The organism is Micromonospora sp. NPDC051300 (assembly GCF_044455315.1).
Lineage (GTDB): Bacteria > Actinomycetota > Actinomycetes > Mycobacteriales > Micromonosporaceae > Micromonospora > Micromonospora robiginosa.
Window position 1 is genome coordinate 1 of record NZ_JBITEP010000033.1, and the last position, 18109, is coordinate 18109.

Here is an 18109-nt window from a genome sequence, read left to right on the forward strand (position 1 = left end):
TCACCGCCCACGCTTCGTCGGTCAGTTCGCCTCGACGTACCACCGGCACATCGTCAACGACCCACCGCTACAAGATCGGCAGGACACGCCCTAGGCCATCGGCAGCCGGTAGTCCCGGGCCCCACCGCCGGCGGTGACCACCCGCACCTCGCCGGTGCGCAGCCCGTACGTCACCGACCAGCGGGTGTGCGGCTGCCGCACCGCGTCGAGCAGCCGCAGCGCGCCGGCCGCGTCGACCCTCCCGCCGGTGCGGTCCAACTCCTTCGCCAGCACCCCGTACCGGTGGTCCTGGCGCAGGTCCCGCTCGGGCACCCCGACCGCAGGCACGTTCGTCAGCGCCTGCCACGGACCCTTCCGGCGGTCCACCTTCAGCGTCCCGTCCACGAACTCGACCACCGCGGAGGCGCCGGTGGCGTCCGCGAGCAGGTAGTGCAGCGGCGGGCCGCCGTCGAAGTCCAGGTTGTACCGGCCGAACACGGCGAGGGCCTCGTCCACCGTGGCCGCCGAGTCGAGCACCAGGCGCAGAATGCGCACCGAGCCGACGGTCGGCCGGCCGGGCACCGGCTCGGCCCGCGCGCCGTCGTCGGCGGCCAGCCCCACCGCGAGGCCCCGCTCATTCATCCCGTCGAACGGCAGCAGCGGCGCGTCGAGCAACCGCCGGTCACCTGTCGGGTCGGCGGCGACCCCCAGGTAGGAGATGTCGACCAGGGAGATCGAGGCGTGCCCGTCCGGCGGGTCGGTGCGCAGCACCAGCGCGGGGTTGCGGTCCCAGTCGAAGTTGCGGGCGAACAGCGGACGGTCGCGGTCGGCCACGGCGGCGAAGAGCGAGCAGCCGAACGGGCTCGGCGGGGTGCTGCCGGCCACGCCTGCGGTCGGGTCGTAGTCGCCGACGTAGGTCATCTCGTACAGCGGCAGGTCGTCGACCTTGCGCAGGCTGGCCAGCGTCTGGTCGACCTGGCCGGGGTCCTGCCGGGAGGCGGTCGGCGTGCCGGCGGCGGCCGGGCCGGCCGGCGCGCGGCCCTCTCCGCAGGCCGTGCCGAGCAGGAGCAGTGCCAACCCGGTGGCGACGAGGGTCCTCCGCATACCGGCGACGCTAGAAGAGACGGCGCGCGCTGTCCATCGAGGAATCGGCTCGACCCCGGTCACACGCCCATCTCGGCCTCGTACGCCCGGCGGAACCGACGGCGGGCGGCCGGCGCCAGGCAGAGATGCCGGGCCGACCCCTCGTCGACGACGTTGATCTCGCCGGCGTCCTGGCGGGCCAGCACCAGCCCGGCGAGGGCGGCGCGCGCGCCGAACCGGTCGTACCAGTCCAGCTCCACGTCGACCGCCCAGCCGAGGCTGTGGGCGCTCGGCAGCGTGGCGGCGTGGCCCAGCCGGCGCAGCCGGTGCTGGTGCTCGGCGCTGCGGACCAGGCTGGTCACCCAGAGCGGCGGGGTGCCGGGACGGGTGACGGCGGCGAACTCCCGGGCCAGGTCGTTGAGGAAGGCGATCATCTCGCGGCGGGCCCGGGGGATCAGCAGGCCCGTGGTGTCCGGGGCGGCGCCCGGGCGCACCCGTCGCCGGACCGCCCGCAGGCCGCGCCCGAGCGCCGTGCCGGGCCGCTCCCGGTAGCGGAACTCCAGCAGCCCCCGGCGCCGCAACCACTCCAGGTCGACCAGGTCGACGCTGGTGCGCGCCTGGTCGTCGGTGAGCAGGGCCGGGCTGTCGCCCCACCACAGCACGTCGACCCGGGAGAGCAGGAAGGACCGGACCAGGTCGGTCAGGTCCGGCGCCGGGGGGCGGGAGTCGGGCCGGTGGCGGGCCAGCTCCAGCAGCAGCGTCTCCCGGGCGCCGACCAGGCCCTGCGGGGTCGCCTCGAGGACCGCGGCGACGGCCGGCTCGCGCAACCGCTGGTCGAGCAGCACCTGACGGGCGGCGGTCGACGGCGCGTCCGCCACCGCGCCCACCTCGACCAGCAGCTCCGCCACGGCGGCCCGGTAGGCGGCCAGGTCGGGCCGGGCGCCGCTGGCCGGGCGGTGCCCGGACGGCAGCCGGCGTCCGGGAGTGCCGGAGACGACGGCGGGACCGGGCTGGCGACCGGGGCTACGGTTGGGCATGGTCTCCGCCCCCTCTCGGCAGGACGCGACGTGGTCGAACCTGCACACACGGTAATCGGGCGAGAAGGGCCAACGAGAACAATCCCCCCGAAGCCGCCCGATCAGGTAGCCGACCCGCCCGCCAACGCCTGCACCTCGGCGTAACCGGGCGCCGGCGGGAGCCCGGCGTCCCGTCCGGCGGCGACCGCGTCGACCAGGCGCAGCGCCGCGCCCAGCGCCGCCCGGAACGGCAGCGAACCGGTGCTCACCCGGGCCACCCCGAGCCGGCCCAGCGCGACCAGGTCGGGCCCCTCCGGGCGGTGCAGCACGTTCAGCGGCAGCCCCACCTCCGCCGCCAGCGGCCCGACCTCGTCGTCGGGCGCGCCGGGGACGAAGAAGCCGTCCGCCCCGGCCGCCCGGAACACCGCCGCCCGCCGCCGGGCCTCGGCCGACGGCGACGGCACACCCAGCCACCAGGCGTCGGTGCGGGCATTGACGAACAGCCCGGGGACCGCCGTCCGCACCGCCGCGATCTTGTCGGCGACCAGCGACGCCGGGGCCAGGCTGCCGTCGGGGCGGCCGTCCTCCAGGTTCACCCCCACCACCCCGAGCGCGGCCAGCTCGCCGACGTACCGGGCCACCTCGCCCGGGTCGTCGGCGAAGCCGCCCTCCACGTCCACGGTGAGCAGCGCCGGCACGCCCCGCAGGCGACGGGCCAGCGCCAGCGTCTCCGCCCGGGTCACGCCCACGCCGTCCGGGCGGCCGGCGGCCGCCGCGAGGCCGAGGCTCGTCGTGCCGATCGCCGGATGGCCCCGGGCGGCGAACGCGGCTGCGGAGGCGTGGTCCCAGGCGTTCGGCAGCAGCAGCGGGCGGCCCGGCCGGTGCAGCTCACGGAAGGCGGCGAAACGGTCGGTCATCGTCGGCCGGGGGTAAGGCGGGGCCCCCGGTTAACGCCTCCGGTATAGGCGGGGCCCCCGCTTAACAGGTCGGCGACGCGCAGGGCGCCCGGGGACGCGCCGGGCCCGGCCGGCGGCACCACGCGGCGGGGGCCGGTCAGCACGGCCACGACGTCCGCATGCCGGCCGACCACCCCCTCGCAGTCGCCACGCGCCGGCATACCGGGGAGGGCAGTGATCGTCGGTAGCTCCATCGGCCAACCCTAGGCCGCCGACAGTTCGGCCCGAACCGAACGAACCACCTCGCGCCGCGGCCGGCCCGTGCGTCGATCTTGGAGTTGTGGCACCTCCGACAGCGGGCGAACCCGGACTTTCGAGGAGCCGCAACTCCAAGATCGACGGGGCGGGGCGGGGCGGGGCGCGGCGGGCGGCGCGGGCGGGGCGGGTGGGGTGGGCGCGGTCAGGCGCGGGCGGGGCCGCTGTCACGGGGCGGTGGGGCGAGAGCGGCCGGGGTGAGGGCGAGGGCCTCGGCGAGCGCGTGGCGGCCGGTCGGGGTGAGGCGCACCGACCGGCCGGGGCCCGGCACCGTCCAGCGGAGGTCGCGCAGGCGCGCGTACAGTGCCGCGCCGAGCGCGCCGGCCAGGTGCGGGCGCCGCTCGGTCCAGTCGAGACAGTCGCGCACCAGCGGTCGCCGGGCGGCGTGCAGCGGTTCGACGGGCACGCCGAGGTCGCCCAGCCAGGACGTGCCGGCGGGGGTGAGCGCCAGGCCGGCGCTCCGGTCCAGCACCCCGCGCGCGAGCAGCGCGTCGTACAGCAGCACGCCGAGCCGCCCGGCCAGGTGGTCGTAGCAGGTCCGGGCGTACGCCAGGGCGGCGTCGGCGGTGGCGCCGCGCGACGTGCGCGGCGGCGTGGCCGGCGTCGGGGCGTGGGCGGCCAGGTCCTCGACGAGGTGGGCGACCGCCGGGTCGGCGAGCCGGACGTACCGGTGCCGGCCCTGCCGTTCTTCGACCAGCAGTCCGCCGCGCACGAGCCGGGTGAGGTGGTCGCTCGCGGTGGAGGCGGCCACGCCGGCGGAGCGGGCGAGTTCCCCGGCGGTCCAGGCGCGGCCGTCGAGCAGGGCGAGGCAGAAGCCGGCCCGGGTGGGGTCGGCGAGCAGCGCGGCGAAGCCGGCCAGTCCTCGGCCGTCGGCACGGGTGGTCATCGGCCCATGCTGGCACGGGCACGGTTCGGCAGCCGCCGAACGGTTCGGCACCAGCTCTTTACATCGTTGTATCCAACGTTGTAGAAACGTGTGCACCGCAGTGACCTCCGTCGACTCCGAGGCAGGCCCGATGCGACACCTCCACCGTGGCGGCGTGCTCGCCGCCGTACTCACGCTCCTGCTCGCCGGCGCGGCGCCCGCGCCCGCCGCCGGACCCGACCGCTACCGCAACCCGGTCTCCGCCGGGTTCGCCGACACCTTCGCCGACCCGGTCGTGGTCCGCGGCGACGACGGGATCTGGTACGCCTTCGGCACCTCCGACCCGCTGCGCGAGGGTGAGGGGACGGCACACCGGGTGCCCATCGCCCGCTCCACCGACCTGGTCGACTGGACCTACGTGGGCGACGCGTTCGGCGCCGACCAGCGCCCCGCCTACGCCGCGCCCGGCTCGGCGTTCTGGGCGCCCGACGTGCGCCGGGTCGCCGGACGCTGGGTCATGTACATGACGGTCACCGACACCACCGTCTCCGACGACACGTTCGACACCGCGGTCGGCGTGGCCACCGCGCCGGACCCGGCCGGTCCGTGGACGTTCGTCGACACCCCGGTGGTCGCGCCGCGCCCGGGCGCCGGCGGCGGCTACCTGTGGACCATCGACCCGAGCCAGCTCACCGGCGCCGACGGCCGGTCCTACCTGTACTACGGCAGCTACTACGGCGGGATCTCGGTCACCGAGCTCTCCCCCGACGGCCTGCGGGCGGCCGGCCACCCGACCCTGGTCGCGGTGGACAACAAGTTCGAGGGCGCGTACGCGCTGCGCCGCGACGGCTGGTACTACCTGTTCGCCTCCGCCGCGAACTGCTGCGCCGGCCCGGCCACCGGCTACTCCGTCCAGGTCGGCCGGTCCCGCGACCCGCAGGGGCCGTTCGTCGACCGCGACGGCCGACGCCTCGACGTCTCCCGGGCCGGCGGCACGCCGGTGCTCACCCAGAACGGCAACCGCTGGATCGGCACCGGCCACAACGCGGTCCTCACCGACCTGTCCGGGCAGGACTGGATCGCCTACCACGCGATCGACCGCGCCGACCCCTACCTGGACGAGCCGTTCGGCATCAACGAGCGGCCCATGCTGCTGGACCGCCTCGACTGGTTCGACGGGTGGCCCACCGTCAACGCCGGCGCCGGCCCCTCCGACGGCGCCCGCCCGGCGCCGGTCACCACCGGGCGCGTCGACGCCCGCTTCGACACCGCCGACCTGGGCGGCTGGCGTACCGAGGCGGGCACCTGGCGGGCGGCCGGCGGGGTGCTGGCCGGGACCGGCACGCTGACCTCGCGTACCGGACTCGGCGGCGACCTGCGGGTGGAGACCGACCTGCGGCTCACCGGCGCGCGGACCGCCGGGCTGCGACTCGACACGGTGGACGTCCGGGTCGGCCGGGGCCGGCTGGCCGCCGGCTCGGCGAGCGTCCCGCTGCCCGCCGGCACCGACCTGGGCGACACGCACAACCTCGCGATCGAGGTACGCGGGCGGCAGCTCGTCGCCACGCTGAGCCCGTCCCGCCTCGGCGACCCGGTCGCCCGGGTGACGCTGCGGCTCCCCCGCCCGGCCAACGGCCCGCTCGCCGTCCGCGCCGAGGGCGGCCCGGCGGAGTTCGACAACGTCAGCGCCGCGCGCCTCTACCGCCCGGCCCGCCACCCGGTCGCCCCGCCCCGGGTCGGCCCGGTGCTGCGCGACTGGTCCGACGAGTTCGCCGACGGGCTCGACCCGGCCTGGCGGTGGATCCGCCAGGACCCGGCCGCCACGGTGTCCGGCGGCGCGCTGCGCTGGCCGGTGCAGGACGCCGACCTGACCGGCACCGGCAACACCGCCGGGGTGCTGCTGCGCGACGCGCCCACCGGGAACTACGTCGCCGAGACCAAGGTGACGCTGGACCTGGGCGAGGAGACGGTCCGCAACTACCAGCAGGCCGGCCTGGTGGCGTACGTCGACGACGACCGCTTCGCGCGGCTGAGCACGGTGGCGATCTGGAACACCCGGCAGGTCGAGTTCGGCTACGAGCTGCCCTTCGCCGGCCAGCCGGTGTACGGCGGCAGCATCGTCGGCACCCCGGGCACCACCACCTGGCTGCGGCTGGCCCACCGGGTGGACCCGGTGAACGGCGAGCACGAGTTCCGGGCCGGCTCCAGCCCGGACGGCAAGCGCTGGACGTGGGGCGCGGTGTGGACGTTCCCGGCGGACACCACGCCCCGGATCGGCCTGGTCGCACATGGCGGGGCGACGCCTGCGGTGACGGCGGAGTTCGACTACCTGCGCTTCCACCGCTGACGGACCACTTCGACTACCCAACAACATAGTCGCTGGCCCTGTCGCACACAGCGACAGGGCCAGCGTCGAGCAAGCTGCGGCGATATCTGAACCAGATCGACGGAGGGCTTGACGGACCGGCAAGAGGATGGAGGGTGGGGTGTAAAGCAGGCATTCCAATGCGATGTCCACCGAAACGACGATGCCCTGCTGCCGCCCCATATGTTTGGGTAGTATACCGAATGTTATCTTCCCATAGGGCCATGAAAGGCGAGCATCCGAGTAACCTGAGGTCCGATCGCATCCATGATGGCGGCATCTTCGGACTGGAATGCCGCCCACGCCACAGCTCCCATAATTTCGCGCGGCTCTGAGATCTCGCGCACCGCCTGCATTACGAGCCCTGGATCAAACTCCCCCAAAATGCGGCGAGCGAGTTGCCCGTCCCCTGCGACAGCCTCCGCCGGCCACGTCGCCGAGCCAAGCCATGCCATTAGCTGGCGAACAGCCCGCCTTGATTCTCCCTCCGCCCGCAAGAGGCGGTCCTTGAATCCCCTGACCATTCCTTGATCAAGCTGTGCCGCCTCCTCTCCGGAGTAGGGCCGCAGTCCCTGGACCAGCGACGGTGGCACATGACGGACTGCTAAGGCCTCGTCGTCTCCCGCCTGCCGAAACTGGACCTCCCCCTCATGCAGATCCAATTTCGAGATCAGACTATGCAGCACACCGCTGGCAGCGCCGTTGACACCCACATTCGCAAGCAGCAACCGCAATGCCAGCTGATCACCCAGGACTAGATCATTCCGAAATATTTCTCTTTCCCAAGCCAAGCTTTCTGGATGCAGGGTGGCGACGCCGATTCGGAAATCATCGCAGTCCAGAAGCACAAGAGTTAAATCCCCCGGACAGCGACAGATTTCGTCAGTAAAAATCCCCCTCGTGGTCAGCGATCGGAGGCGGCCGAGCAGCACTTCATGCTCGACAACAGCAAGAACAGGCCGTCGACCTAGCGGTACGTCCTCTCCGCCTTGACGGATCTCCACTCGCCTCACTTCCGGCCATACTCGGTCCAACCACTGGCGAATTGATACGCCCTCGCCAACCAAGCCCACGCGCAGTCCACCAATCTAGACGACTTGCCGAGCGCACCGTGCAGGACAGCATGCAACCCGCAAGACACTAGCGCCTCACGCCGCCGCAGGCAGCCCAGTGACAGGTTCCCATATCCGGGCCAACGAGGTCACTTAGCAGAGTCGGCTTCGTCACGGTTTCCGAGTTGGCTCGGATGCGTAGACCACTCGGCGGCTTGAGCGTGAAGTTCGGCATTGACTCACCCGACCTGTAAACCCGCAAGGGGTCTATCGATGAAGTTCCGCTCTCCACAGCGAACCCCTGCGAGTCGCTCAACTGTGAGCCGTACCGTGCATATACCGCAACCTCTGTCCCATCAGGAACGATGAAGTTTCCACTTGACAGGCTGTGCTCACCATGCCCGGCAAATACGGTCTGACCATCTGGGCGGCCGCCTTGGACCACCTTTCGCGCCGGTGTCGGCATGGATTCCGAACCGGCGCGCCACTGCCCTCCACAGTTATGCACCAGCACCGACGAATTGCCAGCAACCACATAGTACGTGTGCAGGCCGTCGACGGTCAGGTTGTAGACCGTCTGCCACTCCGACGACTCCTTGAGCCGAACAGCGGTGGCAGGCCGATGGTCACCCGTCTCGAAGACGTACCCCGGCCGGATGTCCTTGGCCTCGACCCAGCGTCCCTCACTCGCGACCCAGAAGTGGTGCCCCTCGGTGGCGGTCAGCTGAGCGGTACGGTCCCCACGCTTGCCGTCCACGTCGACGGTGACCTGGACAAGCTTCTTGACGCCCGTGCCGACGATCAGGGCGGTGACCACCCGCACCTGCGTACGCCCCGTGGTGGGGTCGGTCGCGACGACGCGGTCACCGACCCGGACCTCGCTGATCGGCTTGGTTCCGCCACCGGCCATCAGCACCCGCGTCTCCGCTGTGAAGCTGTTGCACCCTCCAGTGATCTTGGTCGCGATCGACCGGGTCTGCCCCGCGATCGCGCGGGCCTCGCCGAGGCCGGCGCTCAGCGCCTTGCTGCCCGCCGAACGGAGGCCGCCGCTGAGTCCCTGCAGGCCGGCCTTGATGGCCGCGCCGCCGATCGAGCCGAGCGCTCCGCCGACCGCGCCGGTGACCGCGCCGAGTGCCGCCGTGCCGACCAGGTCCCAGCCGCGCTTGCCGTTCATGTAGCCGGTGACCGCGGAGCCGACCGCGCCGGCCAGGGCGCCGCAGGCGACCGCGCCGACGCCGGTCCACCCGATCGCCGCGCCGCAGGCCAGGCCGACGACGGTGCCGGCGACGAAGCCGGCGATGTCGGCCTTGTGGTCCTCGACGAACTGGGTCGCCTTGTCCCAGACCGCCGAGACTCCCTCGGTGATCGAGCCGACCGCCTTCGCCGCGTCGAGCCACAGCTTCTGCTGGAACTTCTTCGGATCCTTGATGGCCATCGTGGTGGTCTGCACGACGGCGGCCAGCATCTTGGCGCTGCTTGAGACGATCTTGCCGAGGCTGAGCAGCGGAGCGGTCAACGCCTTGACCACGGGCAGCTTGGTGAACTGGACGAGTTTCTTGGTCGCCGCTCTCGCCTGGGCGACCGCGACTCTCTTGAGCTGTTGGGCCTGGGCCACCAGCGCCTGGCGCTTCTCGTTCGCCCAGTTCACCAACCTGGAGGCGTTCGACTTGATCGTGTTCCGGATGGAGTGGAACGCGCTCGTCGCCTTCTTGACCAGGTAGTTGGCTGCCGACGAGATGACGTTGGAGGCAGCCCGGTAAACCGAGGTCGCGAAATTCTGGGCGTAGTGCCAGCCCGCCGTCACCACGGTCGCGGCCGTGTTGACCACGAACGAGGCGGCGCTGCTCACCCGGTTGACGGTCCGCTTCAGCCAGCGGGGCCAGTGCCCGTCCGGGTCGTCGAAGTCCAGTGGGGCGCCGCCCGCGTACGTGTACCGGTTCGCCAGGATCGAGTCGCCGCTGGTGTAGGTGACGCTGTCCCGGGAGGTGAAGCCGCCGGTGCCCGGGTCGTACCAGCGGGCGCCCATGTCCACCTGGCCGGTGACCGGATCGGTCCAGTCACCCTGGTAGCCCACCCGACCGGTGTTACCGACGCTGGCGGTCCGCTTGCCGAACGGGTCGTAGGCGGTGGAGTCGTTCAGCGTGGACAGTTGCGTGTCCGCCGGGTCGATCGCCGCCACCACGTCGCCGTGCGCGTCGGTAAGCGACAGCCGCTTGTCCGCGCCGATGCCGGTGGCGAGCAGCGAGTTGTCCGCTCCCCGGGCGTAGTATTCCGCGCCGTCGTGCACCACGTCGTCGGTGAGACCGGCGTACACGAAGGGCGTGCCGGACCGCGACAGCACCCGGTCGAGGCTGTCGTACTGGTAGGTCTGGTCCTTCGCCGAGGTGAGCCGGTCGAACGCGTCGAAGGAGTACTGCTCGGCCAGTCCGGAGCTGGTACGCGAGCGCAGCGTGCCCCGCGGGGTGTACGCGTACGTGTAGTCGCCGTCTGAGATCAGCCGGTTGCGCTCGTCGTAGCTGGCCGTCTTCGACCCGGCCTTGGTCCGGTTGCCACTGGCGTCCCAGGCGTAGTCGACAGTGCCGGCCGCCGACGTCCAGCTCGTGAGCCGCCCCGCCTTGTCATAGGTGTAGCCGTTCGTCCCGGCGCCGGCGGTGCCGGTCGTGTTCTTGCTGGTGACGTGCCCGTTCAGGTCGAAGCCGTAGGCCACCGACGCGACGACCTGGTCGGCGGAGTTGCGCAGCACGTCGCTGTTGACCCGGCCGTAGTCGTCGTAGCCGAAGGTCCGCACCCGACCGGCGCCGTAGTCGACCGTCTCGACGTCCCCGGCGGCGTTGTAGCCGTATTTCTGTTGCTGCCCGGTGATGCCGTCGGTGGCGGTGTCCAACCGTCCCTTGACGTAGCCGAAGGTGGAGGTGCCGGCGATGTCGGTGCGGCTGGTCACCAAGCCGTCGTCGTCGTAGCCGAAACTGGCCGTGCCGGACGGGCCGCTCGCGGAGAGGACCTGGCCACGGTCGTTGTACGTGTAGCTGTTGTCGCCGCCCGGCGCACCCACCGTGGTGAGCCGTCCGGCCCCGTCGTAGTCGAGGGTGCGGGCGGCGGTGACGGTCTCGCCCCCGGAGCCGGTCTCACCGGTCAGCCGGCCGGCCGCGTCGTAGGTGCGGGTGCGGCTCACGCCGCCGGGCGCGAGGAGCTTGACCGGGTTGCTGTCCGCGTCGTACCCGATGGTCCAAGTGCGGTCGGCGGGTGACGGGTGGCTCGCGGTCGCCGGCTCGATCGCCGACTCCGGCAGACCGAGATCGTTGTACGTGTAGACGGTCGAGTTGCGGCGACCGTCGGTGTAGCGGGTGCGGTTGCCGGCGGCGTCGTAGCCGAACGTCGTGGTGATCGACTCGGTCGCGCTGACCGGCTCGACCTGCTTCACCAGCCGGTCGGCCGCGTCGTAGTCGTAGGTGTTGACCGTCTGGTACGGGTCGGTCGCCGAGGTCAGATTGCCGGCGATGTCGTAGCCGTAGCTCTGGGTGCGCAGCACCGAGCCGTCCGGCTTGAGGTCGGAGTCGCCGACCCGGTTGCCGAACAGGTCGAAGTCGACCCGACTGGTCCGGCCCAGGCCGTCGGAGACCCGGACCTGCCGCCCGACGTGGTCGTACCCGAAGAGGGTGGCCTCGCCGGTCGGCCTGGTGCTGCGGGTGATCGCACCTACCGCGTCGAAGGTGTTGACGGTGGTCGCGCCGCTCGGCGCGACCACCGACGTGATGTTGCCGGCGTCGTCGTAGAGCATTCTGGTGACGAGGTTGCGCGTGGTCGGCTTGCGCTCGACGACGGTCTGGGTGACCTGCCGGTCGAGGTCGTCGTAGGTGGACTCGGTCCGCGTCCCGGTCGGGCCGGTGGCGGACAGCACCTCGCCGGTGCGGGTGTAGGTGTAGCTGCTGACGGCACGGTCGTCATTCGTCTTCGACGGCTCGTCCCGGGTCACCAGCCGGCTGAGCTGGTCGTAGGTGTAACGGGTGGTGCCGGCCGGGTCGATCTCCTCGACCACGTTGCCGAGCGGGTCGTAGGAGCGCCGGACCTCCGGGGTGACCGGTTGGGTCACCCCGGGCGCCTGGTAGGGCGGCGCGACGCTGCGGACCGGCCGACCCAGCTTGTCGAACTCCGACCGGTTGACCAGGCCCCGGGCGTCGCGGGAGGCGGTCGCCTCGCCGAACGTGTTGTAGCCGGTGCTGCTGGTCGGGTTGGTCGGGGTCGCCGCGCCGCCGTCGCTCTCCGCGGCGACGGTCGGGCCGACCACCCTGACCTGACGGCCGAGTTCGTCGTACTCGAAAGTGGTGGTGTATGCCGCCGCGTCCGCCCCCGCGACGTTGCCACGCGGGTCGGTGACCGTCTTCCGCAGCCCACGCTGGTCGTAGGTGTAGCTGATGATCCGGGCCTCGGACCCGTTCATCACCTTCTCGGTGCGGACGTTGCCGGCGTCGTCGTGGGTGTACTCGACCGTCTCCGAGGCGACGGCTGTCGTCCAGGGCACGTTCGACGGGTTGCCGGTGAGCACCGACTTGGTCACGTTGCCGTTCGGGTCGTACGTGACGGTGGTGCTGCGACGCAGGCCGGTGGGGTCGACGACCGTGCTGGTGGTCTTGCCGGCCCGATCCGGGGTGTAGTCGGTGGTCTGGGTGCCGTTCGCGCCGACCTTGCGGGTCAGGTTGCCGGCGCCGTCGTAGGTGTTCTCCTCGACGAGGTAGTCGCGGGTGGTGCCGTCGGGGTTGTGGAAGCCCTTCAGGGTGATCTTCTGGAGCAGGTCGTCGCGGTAGTACTGGTATTCCAGGCGCCGGCCCATCGCATCGGTGTCGCTGGCCAGGCGACCGGCGAAGTCGTACGAGTAGGAGTGCAGCACCAGGTAGTCGCCGGTGCCCGTGCCGGGCGAGCCGGCCGGGTCGCTGCGCCAGTCCCGCAGCCGCACCTCGGCCACCTTGTTCTGGGCGGTGTAGGCCCAGTCGTACCGGTTGCCGTTGGCGTCGGTCATGGTGGTCTTGTTGCCGAAGCGGTCGTAGCCGAAGGTGGTCTCGTTGCCCTCGGCGTCCACCACCCGGGACGGGCGCCCCTGCTCGTCGTACTCGGTCGTGCTCTGCCGGGAGGCGTCGCCGCCGAGCAGGTCGGCGACAGTCACCGTGGTCTGGTTGCCGTCCGCGTCGTACTCGGTCGTGGTGCGGCTCTGGTGCCGGGTCCCGTCCACCGCGTCGGTGGTGACCGGTCCGGTGACGGTGGCGACGCGGGAGTGCTTGTCGTAGGTGATGGTGGTGGTGACACCGGCCGGATAACTGTCGGAGATGACCTTCTCGGTGATCCGGCGGCCGAGAGCGTCGTAGGTGTATTCGGTGACCAGCCCCGACGGCTCGGTGGTCCGGGCCAGGTCACCGTTGCTGTAGTACCCGAACCGGGTCACCTTGGTCCGGGCGTCGGTGCTGCTGGCGAGCAGGCCGGCGGGCACGCTGCCACCGCCGACGGCCGCCTCCGCCCCGTTGGTGTAGCTGTGGCTGACAGAGCTGCCGTCCGGGCTGGTCTGGCTCTTGAGCTGGCCGTTGGTCTCGTAGACCATCGTCGTGCGGTACGTCGTGTCGGTGGCGCTCGCCGAGCGGCCGTCGCGGGTCTCGACCGCCAGGTCCTTACGGGGGTCGAACGGGTTCGTGATCGTCGCCGGGTAGGTGTAGTACGTGGTGAAGCACTGCGTGCCGGTACGGCAGTTCTTTCGCGTGGCCAGGCGGCTCTCGCTGTCGTAGGTCATCTCGACCGTGTCACCGTTCTCGTTGGTGACCTTGGTCTGCAGGCCCTTCTCGTCGTAGGAGAAGGAGCGGATGGCCATCCCGTCGAGCGTGTGCCGGACGAAGACCGGACCGTCGGAGTCGTCGGGGATGACGGTGCAGAACGCCGGATCGTTCGGGTCCGGCTGGGAACAGGTCTGCGTGGGGCTCGGGCTGGGCGACGGACTCGGCGGGCCCGGCTGGTCCTCGGGCCGGGTCTCGATGCCCAACGGGCTGCCCGAACGGAGCATCTGGCCGCCCAGCGCGTCGTACTCGTACAGGTAGGGGCGGTTGGCCGGGTCGAGCACCTGCACACTGCGCCGCAGGTCGGTGTCGCCGCCGTAGATGGTCGGCCTGCCGAGCTTCCAGGTTCCACCGTCGTCGTCGGTGTACTCCTTGACCCGGTCGGTGGACGTGTCGTACTCCACCTCGGCGCCCACCCGCCCGCTGGGCAGCGTGACCCGCGTGAGCTGCTGCGCGGCGGGTGAGGCGTACCGGAAGTGCGCGGCGACGGTCTCCTTGCCGAGCGGGCGGGAGTAGACGGCGACCTCGTCGATGGCGCCGGCGAAGTAGCGCTGCGCGGTGCCGCCCCACTTCGGCCACGCGGTGGGCGTGGTGGCGGAGGCGAGACCGACCTGGTTGAAGGTGAGCGCCGCGGCGTCGACGGTCCCCGTCCGCTGCCCCACCGAGACGCCGTCGAGGTACATGGTCTGCGTGCTGCCCATCGTGGAGAGCACGACGTGGTGCCACTTGTTGTCGTTGACCTTCTTCGTCGAGGTGATCGGGTCGACGACGCCGGTGGCGAACTGCCCGCGCAACAGGCCGTCGGTGTCGGTGTAGAGGACCGGAACCCCACTGGTCGCCGTCGTGCCGACCGCCTTGTCCTGATAGCCGACGAGCGGGCCGCCGGTCTGGGTGAGCCCGATCTTGAACCACAGCTCGACGGCCGCGTCGCGGCTCTTCTTCACCAGCCCTTTCGGCAGTTCCAGGTAGGCCGAGGTGCCGTTGAACGCGGCCGCGGTGCCGGTGTCGCCCTCGACGACGCCCGGCTGGCCCAGCGTGACGTTGCGGTAGACGGCGGCGTCCTTGCCCAGGTTGATCGCGACCTCGCTGGCGGCGGCCGTGCCCTCGGACTCGCCGAGGCGGTAGTACGAGTCGGGTTTGGCGTCCAGGACCGCGCTCCGGTAGTGCGACCCGGCCGCGTACTCGTAGGCGGTGCAGGCCGAGCCCGGGCCGCAGACCTTGGTGAGCTGGTCGCCGGTGTAGGTGTAGTCCCAGGTCAGCGCCGCACCGTCCACCGGGTCGGTGCTGACCGTCGAGATGTGGTTGCCGGTCCAGGTGAAGCGCAGCGACCGGCCTGCGGTGTTGGTCTGGCTGTTCGACACCTGCGCCTTGGCCAGCTTGCCGGTCATCGTGTCGTAGGTGAGGACCACGGATCGCGACGAGATGTCGGTGATCTTCTGCAACTTGCCGGTCAGCGAGAACTGGTAGGTCGCGCCGGAGCGGTCGAGCAGGGTCCACTTGGACGTGTCGACGGTGAGCCTGGCCACCCGGCCGGCCGGGGCGGCGTACGTGCCGTCGTTGTTGCGGCCGAAGCGCACCTCTTGGCCGTCCGGATAGCGGATCACCACGTTGCCGGTGCCGTCGTCGTCCGGGGTCAGGAACATGTCGTAGCGGCTGGACCAGCCCGCCCCGAAGACGCCTGTCGCTCGCGGGTCGAGGCTGTTGTACGTCCGGGCCAGGTTCAGCTCGGGTCCGACGGTCTGCACGGTGGCGTCGACGGCGGCGGTGGAGAAGTTGCCGGTCTGCGCGTCGAACTCGCGCCCCTGCTCGGCGCCGGGCGCGGTGCCGACCCGGGACAGGAGTTCGGGCTGCGGCACGGCGGCCGTCAGCACCGAGTACGGCGAGATCACCTCACTCGCGGTGTCCTTGACGTACGCCCGCCACATGTAGCTCTTGCCCCAGAGGAGCCGCCCGGCAGGCGCCACCCACGACTGCTTGCTCTGGTAGCCGGAGTTGGTGCAGTTCGTCGCCGTGCCGGAGTCGGTCCGGTCGCAGATCTCGAACTTGAACGTCAGCGAGGACCCGGGAGGCGCGTCGGTGTCCACGGCGCGCGCCCAGAGCAGCGGTGTCAGCGTGCCCGCCTGGTAACCGTTGCCCGGGTAGAGCTCCTGCACCACCGGCGGCACGTCGAAGACCTGGAGCACGATACGTCCGGGTGGCACTTGCTGGTCGGTGAAGACGATCCCGCCGGCCCGGACCATGGTGAAGTCGAGGAAGTACGAGCCCGGGGGCAGCGCCTTGACGGTGGCGTCGAGGGTGACCTTCGCGCCGCGGGCCAGGGTCGCCGGCAGGCTGGCCGCCCGCTGCTGGGTGACCGCCGCCCCGGTGGCGGAGTTGTAGACGCGGTACGCCAGGTAGTAGTTGCTCGGTGACCACGCCTCGGCACCGAGGTTGGTGACCGTGACCTTGACCTTGCCGCTCTGGTTCCGCAGCACCGGCGGCTCGGGCGTCGGCTTCGGGATCGCGTAGGCGGCGTTGTAGGGGGTGTGGGTGACATAGAGCGCGGGTGGGTTCGCGGTGCCGGTCCCGGCGAACTTCTTCCACGCCGTGCCGTCGGTGGCGGACGCGCGCAGGGAGAGTCCGTTGTTCGCCTGGGAGCCGTTCGCCCAGCGCTGCACGAGGTTGCGGCCGCCGGCGCCGAGGTCGAACATCTCCGCCGCGGCCGGGCAGGACGACTGGGACTGCCCCAGCGCCACGTATCCGTGGGCGAACGAGCGGGTCGCGATCGCCCCGCCCACCGCCGGACCCGGGTAGGAGTAGCCCGTTCCGGCCGTCCAGGAACCGGTGACCGGGTGTACGGACACCGCGCGCGGCTTGCAGGCGGCGGCGTCGAAGTTGACCACCGAGAGCGCGGCCCCGAGGATGGTGTGGTTCTGCAGGCGGCTGACCAGACTGCCGAACTTCAGGTAGGCCGCCGCGCTCTGCCCGCCCGAACGACCGACGAGCAGTTCGCTGCCGCCCGAGGTCGAGCTACCGCCGTGCACGTACATGCTGCTGTCGGCGTTGATCGGGTCGACCGCCGGGCCGACCGTCGGGTCCACCTCGACCGGGTAGACACGGTCCGGGTCGGCGAGCCAGGCGCGGTCGAGCGTCACCCGCAACGCCTGTCGGCCGCCCTCGGTGACGATCTGGTAGGTCACGCCGGTCGAGGTGGCCGGACCGGTCGCACCCCCGCCGGAGTCGATCATGTAGCCCGGCGGGATGACGCCCCGCTGGCGGCCCTGGCGGTCGGCCAGCACCACAGCGCCGTCGACCAGCCGCGCGGTGAGGCCGCGCAGGCCCAGCGGGAAGAGGTAGCTGGTCGTCGCGCTCGCCGAGCGCAACACAAGCGTCTCCTTCACGCCACCGGCGTGCGGCTCCAGGCGGAGGTCCACCTCGGGCAGGACGCCGGCATAGGTGACGCTCCGGCCCTCGGCGCGCCCCGGTACCGTCGCCGCGCCGGCCAGCCCGAACGAGAAGGTGGTCTCACCGTCGAAGGACACCCGGGCGAGTTCCGCGGCCGCACCGTCGGTGGCCAGCCGCAGGCCGACCGAGTCCGCCGTGGTCTGCCAGCCGGCGCCCGCGGGGGCCGGTACGAGATCGAGGTCGATAGGGGTCCAACTGCCGTCGGTGCGCCGGAAGTTGATCGGGGTCGACGAGAACTCGGTGGTCTGGGTCCCGTCCGCGTTGTCGAACGACCGCTGGTTGGCCGAGCGTTCGGTGGCCCGCTCCCGGCTGGTGCGCTTGTCGTATCCGCGCGTGGCCACGACGGGCGCGGTGGCCACCGTGGCCCTGTTCCGTGCGGACGGCGCCTTCGCATCCACTCGGTGCAGCGGAAACCGGCTTCGCATCGAGCGCGGCACCTCGCGGTTTACCGGCCCGGTCCGGACGTGCGACCGGCCGGCGGCCGATCCCCACTGCTGACCGGGCTTCGGCCCGGCACTGCGACCCGCACCGCCCCGCGCCTGTTGGGTGGCGTCGGCGGAGAGGGCCGGCACCGCGCTTCCGCCGAGGTTGAGTGTCAGGACGCCGACGAGCGCGAACGCGATCGCCGAGCGGACCGCGGCGGCGCGGATCGGCGCTCCTCCCCGCCGGGACTCGGGACGCGCCCGGGACGGTCGGACGCGCAGATCGGGCAGGCGAGGTGGGCGGAACGACATGGACACCCCTGATCGGAGATGGAGCGGCCGCAGGCGCGGACCGTCGACGGTCACGGCCGGGGCAGGCAGGGACTCTCGGACCGCCCGTGTGGCGGTCGAGCCGGGTCAATGAGCCCGCCGAATTCGGCAGGTTCGACTATCTGGGGTCAGCGTGCTCGGCGTGGTGGAACCGCACACCGGAGAATGAGGCCCGGAAAGGCCGTTCGCCGAAACTTATCCGTGGGTCGGATGCTCACAGCTAGACACCCCCGTGTGCTGCTACTCATCAATTGCGCCGCTGTACAGTGACAGCGCCGCAACGCGGTGTCAAGAGCCCTTACCGTCTCGGCGGTCGTACACCGAGCCGACCTGCGGCAACTACTTTCCGCTACCGGGGTTGGTAAATGGTCCACCTTGGACCGTTAGATACCCGAGCCGGCTGCAGAGTGGTGGCGGGTGGCGCGAACGCACGGTGTCGTGCATCATGACGCTCGGTCGGCGCCTCGCCGGCCGGCAGGTCGGGCAGCCGCGAGCCGAGCACGGATCCGCACACATCCGGATACCCTCC

Annotated in this window: 7 protein-coding genes; 1 reads left to right on the forward strand and 6 read right to left on the reverse strand. The window is 71.6% G+C overall.

Annotation, left to right across the window (positions count from 1 at the left end):
• Positions 1-90: 90 nt before the first annotated feature.
• The 4 genes from ACIA5A_RS26595 to ACIA5A_RS26610 form a co-directional block, all read right to left on the reverse strand.
• A complete protein-coding gene (locus ACIA5A_RS26595; protein WP_396767170.1) occupies positions 91-1083 on the reverse strand; it encodes a linear amide C-N hydrolase in 993 nt (330 codons plus the stop codon).
• A gap of 59 nt (positions 1084-1142) precedes the next feature.
• Positions 1143-2099 (reverse strand): DUF5715 family protein, encoded by a 957-nt coding sequence (locus ACIA5A_RS26600; protein ID WP_396767171.1) that lies wholly within the window; start codon positions 2097-2099, stop codon positions 1143-1145.
• Between the two features lie 101 nt (positions 2100-2200).
• Complete coding sequence (locus ACIA5A_RS26605) at positions 2201-2995, reverse strand: isocitrate lyase/phosphoenolpyruvate mutase family protein (RefSeq protein ID WP_396767172.1); 795 nt, start codon at positions 2993-2995, stop codon at positions 2201-2203.
• Between the two features lie 439 nt (positions 2996-3434).
• Complete coding sequence (locus ACIA5A_RS26610; RefSeq protein WP_396767173.1) at positions 3435-4175, reverse strand: ArsR/SmtB family transcription factor; 741 nt, start codon at positions 4173-4175, stop codon at positions 3435-3437.
• A 130-nt stretch (positions 4176-4305) separates the two neighbouring features.
• Here ACIA5A_RS26610 and ACIA5A_RS26615 point away from each other — a divergent pair, with 130 nt between their 5' ends.
• On the forward strand, positions 4306-6501 hold the full coding sequence (locus ACIA5A_RS26615; protein ID WP_396767174.1) for a family 43 glycosylhydrolase: 2196 nt from the start codon (positions 4306-4308) through the stop codon (positions 6499-6501).
• Positions 6502-6725: 224 nt separating this feature from the next.
• On the opposite strand, the gene ACIA5A_RS26620 is transcribed toward ACIA5A_RS26615, so the two are convergent.
• Both ACIA5A_RS26620 and ACIA5A_RS26625 read right to left on the reverse strand, forming a co-directional pair.
• Positions 6726-7523 carry a hypothetical protein gene (locus ACIA5A_RS26620; RefSeq protein ID WP_396767175.1) on the reverse strand — a complete coding sequence of 266 codons (798 nt, stop codon included), beginning with the start codon at positions 7521-7523 and terminating at the stop codon, positions 6726-6728.
• Between the two features lie 136 nt (positions 7524-7659).
• On the reverse strand, positions 7660-17169 hold the full coding sequence (locus tag ACIA5A_RS26625; protein WP_396767176.1) for a LamG-like jellyroll fold domain-containing protein: 9510 nt from the start codon (positions 17167-17169) through the stop codon (positions 7660-7662).
• Positions 17170-18109 lie beyond the last annotated feature (940 nt).

Excerpts from the sequence above, each read along its gene's own strand:
- ACIA5A_RS26595 (WP_396767170.1), bottom strand. The coding sequence starts at position 1,083 with ATGCGGAGGACCCTCGTCGCCACCGGGTTGGCACTGCTCCTGCTCGGC.
- ACIA5A_RS26600 (WP_396767171.1), bottom strand. The coding sequence starts at position 2,099 with ATGCCCAACCGTAGCCCCGGTCGCCAGCCCGGTCCCGCCGTCGTCTCC.
- ACIA5A_RS26605 (WP_396767172.1), bottom strand. The coding sequence starts at position 2,995 with ATGACCGACCGTTTCGCCGCCTTCCGTGAGCTGCACCGGCCGGGCCGC.
- ACIA5A_RS26610 (WP_396767173.1), bottom strand. The coding sequence starts at position 4,175 with ATGACCACCCGTGCCGACGGCCGAGGACTGGCCGGCTTCGCCGCGCTG.
- ACIA5A_RS26615 (WP_396767174.1), top strand. The coding sequence starts at position 4,306 with ATGCGACACCTCCACCGTGGCGGCGTGCTCGCCGCCGTACTCACGCTC.